Origin of the sequence: Geminocystis sp., from assembly GCF_041753295.1 — a bacterium.
GTDB lineage: Bacteria > Cyanobacteriota > Cyanobacteriia > Cyanobacteriales > Cyanobacteriaceae > Geminocystis.
In genome coordinates, this window is record NZ_JBGSUU010000031.1 from 1 (window position 1) to 10,973 (window position 10,973).

At 36.8% G+C, this 10,973-nt stretch carries 9 protein-coding genes; 5 read left to right on the forward strand and 4 right to left on the reverse strand.

The window, feature by feature from the left end; translation table 11 throughout:
• Nucleotides 1-266: hypothetical protein (locus tag ACEW8E_RS02400; RefSeq protein WP_373478742.1), on the reverse strand; the 266-nt coding region annotated here is incomplete at its 3' end.
• Nucleotides 267-470: 204 nt separating this feature from the next.
• Between ACEW8E_RS02400 and ACEW8E_RS02405 the strand changes: the two genes are divergently transcribed.
• Nucleotides 471-1,109, forward strand: a complete 639-nt coding sequence (locus ACEW8E_RS02405; protein WP_373478743.1) for a DUF3386 domain-containing protein — start codon at nucleotides 471-473, stop codon at nucleotides 1,107-1,109.
• 98 nt (nucleotides 1,110-1,207) lie between these two features.
• On the opposite strand, the gene ACEW8E_RS02410 is transcribed toward ACEW8E_RS02405, so the two are convergent.
• Together ACEW8E_RS02410 and ACEW8E_RS02415 are read right to left on the reverse strand one after the other, a co-directional pair.
• Complete coding sequence (locus ACEW8E_RS02410; protein WP_373478744.1) at nucleotides 1,208-2,791, reverse strand: Hsp70 family protein; 1,584 nt, start codon at nucleotides 2,789-2,791, stop codon at nucleotides 1,208-1,210.
• Between the two features lie 37 nt (nucleotides 2,792-2,828).
• On the reverse strand, nucleotides 2,829-4,124 hold the full coding sequence (locus ACEW8E_RS02415; RefSeq protein WP_373478745.1) for an aminopeptidase P N-terminal domain-containing protein: 1,296 nt from the start codon (nucleotides 4,122-4,124) through the stop codon (nucleotides 2,829-2,831).
• A gap of 206 nt (nucleotides 4,125-4,330) precedes the next feature.
• On the opposite strand from ACEW8E_RS02415, the gene ACEW8E_RS02420 reads away from it, so the two are divergent.
• Nucleotides 4,331-4,909, forward strand: coding sequence for a Uma2 family endonuclease (locus tag ACEW8E_RS02420; RefSeq protein ID WP_373478746.1), 579 nt, complete (start codon nucleotides 4,331-4,333; stop codon nucleotides 4,907-4,909).
• 250 nt (nucleotides 4,910-5,159) lie between these two features.
• Here ACEW8E_RS02420 and ACEW8E_RS02425 read toward each other — a convergent pair whose 3' ends face one another.
• Nucleotides 5,160-5,783, reverse strand: a complete 624-nt coding sequence (locus ACEW8E_RS02425; RefSeq protein ID WP_373478747.1) for a PEP-CTERM sorting domain-containing protein — start codon at nucleotides 5,781-5,783, stop codon at nucleotides 5,160-5,162.
• Nucleotides 5,784-6,236: 453 nt separating this feature from the next.
• Between ACEW8E_RS02425 and ACEW8E_RS02430 the strand changes: the two genes are divergently transcribed.
• The 3 genes from ACEW8E_RS02430 to ACEW8E_RS02440 are packed head-to-tail and all read left to right on the forward strand — an operon-like array spanning nucleotide 6,237 to nucleotide 10,796.
• On the forward strand, nucleotides 6,237-10,259 hold the full coding sequence (locus ACEW8E_RS02430) for a magnesium chelatase subunit H (protein ID WP_373478748.1): 4,023 nt from the start codon (nucleotides 6,237-6,239) through the stop codon (nucleotides 10,257-10,259).
• 47 nt (nucleotides 10,260-10,306) lie between these two features.
• The gene (locus ACEW8E_RS02435) at nucleotides 10,307-10,555 is read left to right on the forward strand and encodes a type II toxin-antitoxin system HicA family toxin (RefSeq protein WP_373478749.1); all 249 of its coding nucleotides are present in this window, start codon (nucleotides 10,307-10,309) and stop codon (nucleotides 10,553-10,555) included.
• Nucleotides 10,548-10,796 (forward strand): type II toxin-antitoxin system HicB family antitoxin, encoded by a 249-nt coding sequence (locus ACEW8E_RS02440; protein ID WP_373478750.1) that lies wholly within the window; start codon nucleotides 10,548-10,550, stop codon nucleotides 10,794-10,796. Before ACEW8E_RS02435 ends, ACEW8E_RS02440 begins: the two co-directional genes overlap by 8 nt.
• Nucleotides 10,797-10,973 lie beyond the last annotated feature (177 nt).

Genomic DNA, 10,973 nt, shown 5'->3' on the forward strand with positions numbered 1-10,973 from the left:
AACTTATTATAAGTATCTAATTGATAGATAGTATTTTCTAAAAGTGAGCCTTGATAACGTTTATTTTCTGGTAATCTTTCAATTAATTTTTTACTCCCTTGTTTTACTTCTGTTAAGCCGATTATGTGTAATAATTCACTAATTTCTTTATCTGTTATCTTCAATAAAATCTCTAAATTATCTTTAAACTTATTAATATCTTGTCGTAATAGTTTAACTTTTAAAAAGGCTTTATTTAAACTTTCACGGATTTTTTTGTTAACCATAACAGACAATCAAAAGAGTTTTTTTAATTAATATTGAATATCCCGATAATATAAAATAAAATCTATTACCTAATGAAAATAAAAAGCCTTATAATATTAATCGTTAAAGTATTTTAGATCATGAATACGTCTTCTTGATCAAAAATTGAAAAATCCTATGATAAAATTGCTATATAATAATTAATAAATATTAGAGGATCAAAAATGACATTAACCCTTACAGCAGAAGAACTTTTTAAATCAGCTTACGAAAATCGTTATACTTGGGATAAAAATTTCCCGGGTTATACCTGTGACATCACCTTAACCAACCCTCAAGGTAGCTATACTGCCAAAGGAGAAATTAAAGCCTCTTTACAGTTTGAAGTGTCAGGTATCGAAGACGAAACCGCCAAAAAAGCTATTACTAGCCAATTATGGGAAATTACTATTCACCGAGTTAATCACAGTTTTGAGAAAAGTCACGGTGAAAATACTTTTACTTTTGGCGAAAAAGATGAAAATGGCGCGATAGAAATTCTTGTCGGTGGCGCTGGAGAAGGTAATAAATATAAAGTAAATAATAACGTAGTTTCCTTTGTCTATCGCAAAATTGGTAACTCTATTGTGGCAATAAATACTTTTGGAGTGCTTAACACCGATGAAGGATACTTGTCAGAAGGGTATGATTCAATATACTTAGATCCTGAAAGTAAACAACCTAAAGGTGGTAAAACAGTTTTTCAAGATACTTTTGAGAAAATTAATGGTTACTATATCTTAACCCATCGCACTATCACCAGTGAAGAAAATGGACAACTCACAATAACAGAATATAAATTTACTAATATTGTTTTTGGATAATTTTTCATCAGCCTTGAATTTTATTTTGAGGCTTACAATCTTTTCTTTACATTAACTCAACTTTTGTCTAACGGTAACTAATTTCTTCTCAACACTAATTATGACAATTGTGCGACTATAACATCATTTAATAACGTTTCATTGGTTAACAAATCTTTCACAGTAATTGTTAATCTCCTTTTCTCATCTACTATAAATAATACTTTAATACGATCACTTCCTTGAATACCTAAAGGATTTAATCTGGCGATGGTTTTTCCTCCTTCGTTATCGTTGAGAGGTTGTATTTTTTTCTCCCCTTGATGCACATTCCGTGTTACTAGGCGATCACCATCGAAATATACTTCAGTACTGGTGTTTTTCTCTCCTAATTCACCGATAATTAATTCAATACTAGGTTGATTTTCCACCGAGGCTGCTAAGGTTAATTCGATGGAATTACTCATGGGGTAAGGTTGCCCACTAGGTATAATAGTATGCCAATCGTGACGTTTTTGGCGACGATTCCAATAACGAATACCATAACTATGGTAAAGAAAATCTTTGACTTGTAAACCTTGTTCTAATTTTAAAGCACCAGTGGCAATAGCAGTAAAAGGTTGATCACTTTTTATTTTTTCAGAAGGGAAATATTTTTGTAGCCAAGTCTGTACAGCAGGAATTTGCCCACTACCACCGACTAACAAAACTTTGTCAATATTAAATGGTTGTACACCCTCAAGTTTTCCTTGTTCTAAGACAGTATCTATCATTTTGTCTAATTTGTCAAAAAATAGATTTTCCGTCAGTATTTCCTCAAATTTTGCCCTATCTAGGCGTAAATCATAGGTGTCGAGAGTAACATCATTAAAAAATACTTCTTGGGCTGTTTTTTGACTGGATAGCTGAATTTTTAACCTTTCTCCAAGGCGAAGAGTCAGGGAAGATTTAGTAACTCCTTGAGTATTATGAAAATAATCTAATATCCAATTATCAATATCACAACCACCTAAATTAGTACCACTTTTGGCAATAACTTTGGCTAATTTTGTTTTTTGTTTATTATTTTCTCCTAATAATTTTTCACCCCATTTTAAGATAAAACCTTGAGACTTTTTACTTTTACCTAAATCTAATTCTACTAAAGAAAAGTCAATAGTGCCTCCTCCAAAATCTACGACTAATAATAAATTATCACTTTCACTACCATAACCTAAAGCCGCCGCCGTTGGTTCATCAATTATTCTAACTTGGTTGATATTCCATTGCTCACAAATACCTGTTAACCAATGACGATAATTTTCAAAACTATCTACAGGTACGGTTATAATCAAACTATCTGGGGTTTCTTTTAATTCTTTTAAAATAGCACTTAAATACCATTGCCCGATGTCTTCAAAACGAATATTTTTGTCTTCTAAAGTGGGTAAAAAACCCTGTATTTCTGCACCAATTCCGCGCTTAAAATCACGAAAATAACGAGGATTATTATTAATATCTAAACCTTTATCTCTCACTTTTTGCCCAATAATTATATCTTCTTTTTCAGCGTTATTAACATAAACTAAACTCGGAATTAATGGCGGTATTTTCGGATTGTTTTGGGAAATATTTGCTAATTTAATAATTTCCCCTTTTCCCGTAGTGGGATTGATTCTCGTTATAACTGTATTACTTGTACCAAAATCAATTGCAATGCCCATTTTTTGATGATATTTATAATTTATTTTGTCTAATCAATTATTTCTCAACACCGATGGTTAAAACTTCATTACCAGATTCGGTAACTAACACATCATCTTCAATTCTGACACCAATTCCTTTCCAATAATCGGAGATTTCTGGTTGTCCTTCTACTGGTTTAATATAAGGTGAAATGTATATTCCGGGTTCAACAGTTAAGACATGACCGGGTTGAAAAGTTGTCCATTTTTCGCTATCTTGTTTATAACTTCCAGCATCATGAACATCTAAACCTAACCAATGTCCTGTACGGTGCATATAAAAAGGTTCGTATTTTTTACCCTCAATAATCTCTTTACTGTCTCCTTTTAATAATTTTAATTCTTTTAAGCCTTCTACTATCACCTCTACCGCTTTATCATGATATTGATTATAAGTGTTGCCCAGTTTGACTAAGTCAATGGCTTGTAATTGCGCCGACAATACTAATTGATAAATGTCTTTTTGTGGAGGAGTAAAATTACCATCTACAGGAAAAGTACGAGTAATATCCCCATTATAATAACCATAGCTACAACCAGCGTCAATTAGTAATAAATCTCCTGCTTCCATCGCTCTATTATTATCAATATAGTGCAATATACAGGCATTTTCTCCCGATGCTACTATGGAAGGATAAGCCATGCCGTCACCTCCTAACATCCTAAAGGTATGCTCAATTTCCGCTTGTATTTCGTACTCATAACGCCCCGGTTGTGCCATTTCTCTTGCTTTTTGATGTGCTTTAACGGAAATTTCTGTCGCTTTTCTTAACATCCCAATTTCTGCTTCACTTTTAATTAACCGTAGGGGATGCAAAACAAAATTAGAATCTTCTAATGCCACAGGACCACTACCACGACGAGGATAACTGCTAACCAGTTTTTGCCAATGATAAATAATTTTTTCGTTGAAATGGGAATCTCTCCCTAAATGATAGTAAATGCGATCGCCTGTTACTAAATATTCTGATAATTTTTCGTCTAATTCATTGATGGGATAGACAATGTCAGCATGATAAACCTCTTTAGCCGCTTCTACTCCTACACGATAACCTGTCCAAATTTCTTTGGCTAAATTTTTAGGCTCTACAAAAAGTATGAATTGATGTTCTTTATGATTAGGTGCAAAAATAGCGACGGCTTCGGATTCATTAAAGCCTGTTAAGTAATAAAAATCACTATCTTGACGATAAACATATTCAACATCATTGTGCATTACTGCTTGAGGCGCACTACGAAAAATAGCAACACCTTTGCCTATGGCTTTCATAAATTTTTGGCGGCGTTGTTGATATTCAGTAGAAGGAATCATTATTTATAAATAGGTAAAGAAATATTAATTAGTATTATATCTTTGAATAATAAACAATTACCGATAATTTTTCCTTATAAATAATTTGAGTTAATATCGAAATGTAATAATATAATTGATCGCACACTGCGTGCCATTTCATGATCGCCCGATTTTTTCATTTTCAGACATAATTAAGATTAAAGCCAATAATTGTCAGAAAAAAGATGGTACAAACACCGATAAAACCCATAACATTAGCGGAATTTTTAACCCAACCCGAAACTAAACCAGCCCAAGAATATCTTGATGAGCAAATTTATACTAAACCTATGCCTCAAGGACAACACAGCCGAATTCAATTGAAACTTACAAATGCTATTAATGCCGTTACCGAAGATAATCAAACTGCCTTAGCATTTCCTGAATTACGATGTACCTTTACTGATAAATCCATTGTACCTGATGTAGCGGTGTTTACATGGGATAAATTACCTGTCAATGACGATGGTACAATTGCCAATAAATTTAATCTTGCCCCTGATTGGATAATTGAAATTTTAAGCCCCGAACAATCTATGGTATTAATTACGAAAAAAATCGTTTATTGTTTAAATAATGGTAGCGTCATGGGATGGTTAATTGATCCTCAAGAAAAACTAATTTTTACCTATACAAATAATAGTCATCCCTACGTTTTTGAAAATGATAATGATATAATTCCAGTGCCGAATTTTGCTAATAAATTAACCATTACTTTAGGAGAAATTTTTGCTTGGTTACAAATTAAAATAAATTTACACTAATCGCTTTATCTATATATAAACTTTTACGTCAAAATCAATAAAAATCCATTGTTTATTATATTTTAACTATACACTAGCCCCCTTGATCCTCCAAGTTTGGGGGTAAGAACAATTAAACACCTCCAGATTTTTGGGTTGGGGGCTTGAATTTATATTTTTACGCAAGTCCTGTACCATTATCTTGTGTCAACTAAAAATTTGAGCGTGAAACTGTTTCCCTGCCTTGATGACAAGGATTCGGAAAAATTCCCTAAATAGTTTTCTTACCTAATTTACGCTTCATACCAGTACCCATTCCTAAAGCTACTAAAGTACCTAAAATCGTTACAGGTTCAGGTACTGCTTGAGCAGAAGCAATATCATAAACCACTGTACCATTCCATACTCGATTAGCACTAATACCATTAGATGCAAATGGTCCGTTAATCCCAGATCCTAAGTTTAATGTTAAATCACTATTCGAGTAGGTTTGATTTGTGCCATCACCATTGGTATAGCGAATTCGTGTTGCATTTATCGTATTGATATAAATTCCAGTCAAAGTATTAGCCCCAAGATTAAAGTCCGTTATATCCACAAAGGAGGCCTTATTTTGTCCTTGCCCCGTACCTGTAGTGCTAGAAACAAGAGTCCAAGGTGAGGAATTATTTTCAAAACCCGCATAAGTGCCTGATTTAGTGTAAACCTCTAAGATAAAAGTTCCAGTGGTATCAACATTGACTGCTAACTCTTTAATGGTTAAATCATTAGTAGAAGTAGTGAGGTCAAACATATTCCCTATGCCTGTAGCTTGATTGAAGTCCAAACTATTACCACCGGCAAAAGTTGTGGTTAAGGATAAAGCCGAAGCCGAGTCAGCACTAGCAAGAGTCATAAGTATTACCCCCCCCCCCCCCGATGCCGTAACCGATTAGTTTATTTAATGTTTTGGTCATGATTTTTTTTGTGATTTGTTTTTTTATAATCGTATCATAGTAATTTGTATCAGCTAATTTTTTTCAGATCTTGCACCCCTATTTCCATTGACTGTTTAGGGGAGTAATGAGTAATGAGTAATGAGTACAAGAATGGGCATTAACCATAAGAGAATTGATTTATTCAGCTTTGACTATCAGGTATTAATGTACTGATTTAAGATCTCAGTATCAACTTTTGTTGACAATATAAAGGGATGTCACGAAAAACTACGGATAAACGTAAATATTAAGAAGTGAATAGGTAAAAGAGCTTAGTTTCGTGGTACAAAGTATAAAGAGCCATTTTTTTTGCTCTGTCATAATATTTAATATACCCTCTCTAATTTCAAAAACTAGGAGTTTACAACTTAATGTTTACAAACGTAAAATCCGCCATCAGACATATAGCACCAGACGACTTACAAGGACGTGCTTTAATGAAAGTGGTTTATGTGTTGTTAGAAGCACAATATCAAAGCTCAATTACTGCCGCTATTAAATCCATTAACGCCCATAATCCTAACTTGGCCATAGAAGTAAGTGGTTATCTTATCGAGGAGTTACGAAGCCCTGAAAACTACGAAGAATTTAAGAAAGACGTATCCGAAGCAAATATATTTATCGCTTCTTTAATCTTCATCGAAGACTTAGCTCAAAAAGTGGTGGATGCGGTTACTCCCTACCGAGATAAACTTGATGCGGCGGTAGTTTTCCCCTCCATGCCTGAAGTAATGCGCCTTAATAAAATGGGTAGCTTCAGTATGGCACAACTCGGACAAAGTAAAAGCGTCATCGGGGAGTTTATGAAGAAGCGTAAACAGAAAAATGGAGCAGGTTTTGAAGATGCCATGCTCAAATTATTACGCACCCTGCCTACGGTTTTAAAATATCTTCCCGTTGAAAAAGCCCAAGATGCGCGCAACTTCATGTTAAGTTTTCAGTATTGGTTAGGTGGTTCGTCCGATAACCTCGAAAACTTCTTCTTGATGTTAGCTGATAAATATGTCTTCACGGGAGAAAAATCTTTACTTGGTAACAGAGAATATAATGAGCCTGTAGTGTATCCTGATATGGGTATTTGGCATCCTTTAGCACCAAAAATGTTTGAAGACATCAAGGAATATCTTAACTGGTATAATACCCGTGATGACATCAATGACGACTTAAAAGATCCCCTTGCCCCTACTATTGGCTTGGTGTTGCAACGTACTCACCTTGTCACTGGTGATGATGCTCATTATGTGGCAATGTTACAAGAATTTGAATATCGTGGCGCTCGTGTTATTCCCATTTTTGCTGGTGGTTTAGATTTCTCTAAGCCTGTGGATGAGTATTTCTTAGATAAAGCCGTGGCAGGAGTTGAGCCTTTACCCATCGTGGATGCTGTCGTATCTTTAACGGGATTTGCCCTTGTAGGAGGTCCTGCACGACAAGATCACCCCAAAGCCATTGAATCTTTGAAACGTCTCAATCGCCCTTATATGGTGGCTTTACCGTTGGTATTCCAAACTACGGAAGAATGGGAAGAAAGTGATCTCGGTTTGCATCCTATCCAAGTTGCACTACAAATCGCTATCCCTGAGTTAGATGGTGCAATTGAGCCTATAATTTTATCAGGTAGAGATGGTAATACTGGACGCTCTATCACTTTACAAGACAGGGTAGAGGCGATCGCAGGACGGGCTTTAAAATGGACAAATTTACGCAAAAAGCCCAAAATTGACAAAAAACTAGCCATTACCGTCTTTAGCTTCCCCCCCGATAAAGGAAACGTGGGTACAGCAGCTTATTTAGATGTTTTCGGGTCAATTCATGAAGTGTTAAAGGGCATGAAAAACAACGGCTATGACGTGCAAAACGTACCAGAAACCGCTAAAGAGTTGATGGAGATGGTGATTCACGATGCTCAAGCACAATATTCTAGCCCAGAATTAAACGTAGCTTATCGCATGAGTGTGGAAGAATACGAGCGCTTAACTCCTTACTCCAAAAAATTAGAAGAAAACTGGGGTGCGCCTCCAGGGCATCTCAACAGTGATGGACAAAACCTGCTAATCTACGGTAAAGAGTTCGGTAACGTGTTTATCGGTGTGCAACCTACCTTCGGTTACGAGGGCGATCCCATGAGATTACTTTTCTCTCGATCAGCTTCTCCTCATCACGGTTTCGCCGCTTATTACACCTACCTCGAAAAAGTTTGGGGTGTGGACGCTGTATTGCATTTTGGCACTCACGGCTCATTAGAATTTATGCCGGGTAAACAAATGGGGATGTCGGGTGACTGTTACCCTGATAGCCTTATCGGTAATATTCCCAACATCTACTATTACGCCGCTAATAACCCCAGTGAAGCAACCATTGCCAAACGTCGTAGTTATGCCGCCACCATTTCTTACTTAACTCCTCCTGCGGAAAATGCTGGACTTTACAAAGGTTTAGAAGAATTAAGCGACTTAATCGGCTCATATCAAACCCTTAAAGATAGTGGGCGTGGTGTGCAAATTGTTAATACCATCGTCGATAAAGCCCGTATCTGCAACCTCGATAAAGACATCCCTGAAATTGCTACTCCCGAAGGGCAAGAAGCGGATTTATTCGACTCTAGCACTCTATCACAGGATGAGCGTGATCACATTGTGGGTTCAGTGTATCGCAAGTTGATGGAAATTGAATCCCGTCTGTTACCTTGTGGATTGCACGTTGTCGGTAAACCTCCTACTGCTGAGGAAGCGATCGCAACTCTCGTTAATATCGCTAGTTTAGACAGGGAAGATGAGGGCATTTTAGCCTTAACTACCATTATTGCTAATAGTATTGGACGTAAAATTGAAGAAATTTACCGCAACGCTGATAAAGGAGTTTTAGTGGATGTGGAGTTATTGCAAAACATAACCGAAGCCACCAGAGAAGCCGTAAGAGCCTTAGTAGAAGAGCAAATCAACGCAGAAGGGCGAGTTTCTTTCGTTTCTAAGCTAAACTTCTTCAATATGGGCAAAAAAGAGCCTTGGGTAGCCAAATTACACGAATTAGGTTATACCAAAGTTGATGAAAAAGCCTTAAAACCTCTTTTTGAATATCTCGAATTTTGCTTAGAGCAAGTTTGTGCTGATAATGAATTAGGTGCATTATTAAAAGCCCTTGAGGGTGAATATGTACTACCTGGACCGGGAGGCGATCCCATCCGCAACCCTAACGTATTACCTACAGGTAAAAACATTCATGCTCTCGATCCTCAAAAAATCCCTACCCTAGCGGCTGTACAATCGGCTAAAATCGTTGTGGACAGACTCTTAGAGCGTCAAAAGATCGACAACGGTGGTAAATACCCAGAGACGATCGCTTGTGTATTATGGGGGACGGATAACATCAAAACCTACGGGGAATCATTGGCTCAAATTATGTGGATGATTGGAGTTAAACCCGTGCCTGATGCTTTAGGGCGCGTCAACAAACTCGAATTGATTGACTTAGAAGAGTTAGGAAGACCTCGTATTGACGTAGTTGTTAATTGTTCAGGTGTATTCCGTGATCTATTCATCAATCAAATGAATTTACTTGATCAAGCCGTCAAAAAAGCCGCCGAAGCAGATGAACCTTTAGAGATGAACTTCGTTCGTAAACACGCATTAGCCCAAGCGGAAGAAATGGGCATCAACCTACGTCAAGCGGCAACCCGTGTATTTTCCAACGCATCTGGTTCATATTCGAGTAACGTTAACCTAGCGGTAGAAAATAGCAGTTGGGAAGAGGAGCAAGAATTGCGGGATATGTACTTAAACCGTAAATCCTTTGCGTTTAACTCCGATAATCCGGGGGTAATGGATGAAAACCGAGCAATGTTCGAGAAATCCTTGAAAACTGCCGATGCAACCTTCCAAAACCTCGATTCTTCGGAGATTAGCTTAACGGATGTCTCCCACTACTTCGACTCTGATCCGACAAAAGTAGTTGCATCCTTGCGCGATGACGGCAAAAAACCTTCTGCATATATCGCTGACACTACCACCGCTAACGCTCAGGTGCGTACCTTGTCGGAAACCGTGCGTTTAGATGCGCGTACCAAGTTATTAAATCCCAAATGGTACGAAGGGATGTTATCTCACGGCTACGAAGGAGTAAGGGAGTTATCCAAACGCCTTGTAAATACTATGGGCTGGAGTGCCACCGCCGACGCTGTGGATAACTGGGTTTATGAAGACACCAACACCACCTTTATCCAAGATGAAGAAATGTGTAAACGGTTGATGGATTTAAACCCCAATTCATTCCGCCGAATGGTAAGCACCCTCTTAGAAGTTAACGGGCGTGGTTACTGGGAAACCTCAGAGGAGAATATCGATCGATTACAACAACTGTACCAAGAAGCGGAAGATCGCATCGAAGGCATTGAGTAATCATTAAATCGTAGGGTGGGCAATGCCCACCTTTTGAGTTTAAAATAATGAGTAAATTAGAAAAATTAATTAAAAAGTTATTATCTCGCCCACCAGAAGCCCGTTTTGAAGAGATTTATACTGTCTTGAAGGCTTATGGTTATCAAGAAATAAGATCAAAAGGTAGTCATCATGCTTTTGAAAACGATCGAGGTGATGTAATTATTGTTCCTAAAAAAGGTGGTCAAAAAGTCAAAAAAACTTATATTGAAGAAATAATTAACAAATTAAATTTAGAGGATTCTGATAATGAATAGTCTTACCAAAAAAAAATCGTTAGAATATTATTTATTATTAAAATATCCTATGTCAATTTATCCAGAAGAAGAAGGAGGCTATACGATTATGATTCCTGATTTAGAGGGATGTATGACTCAGGGAGAGACTTTAGAAGAGGCAATTAATAATATTGATGAGGCTAGAGAATTATGGATAGAAACGGTTTATTATAGTAGCAAAAAAGAGATTCCTTCTCCTTCTCAAAGAATTAGAGTTTAACAAAGAGTTTTGCTCTATCATGACACAAGAAAAATTGGCGTTGCTGAATTAAAGTATGATTTTTAGATAAGGTGATGCCGAAGGCACGCTACGCGCACGTATCTTTATTACTCTCTTAAATTATCACAGAGGCGTGCTGTGTACCAGAACCGACGAGCGATCGCTCGTAACTTGTGT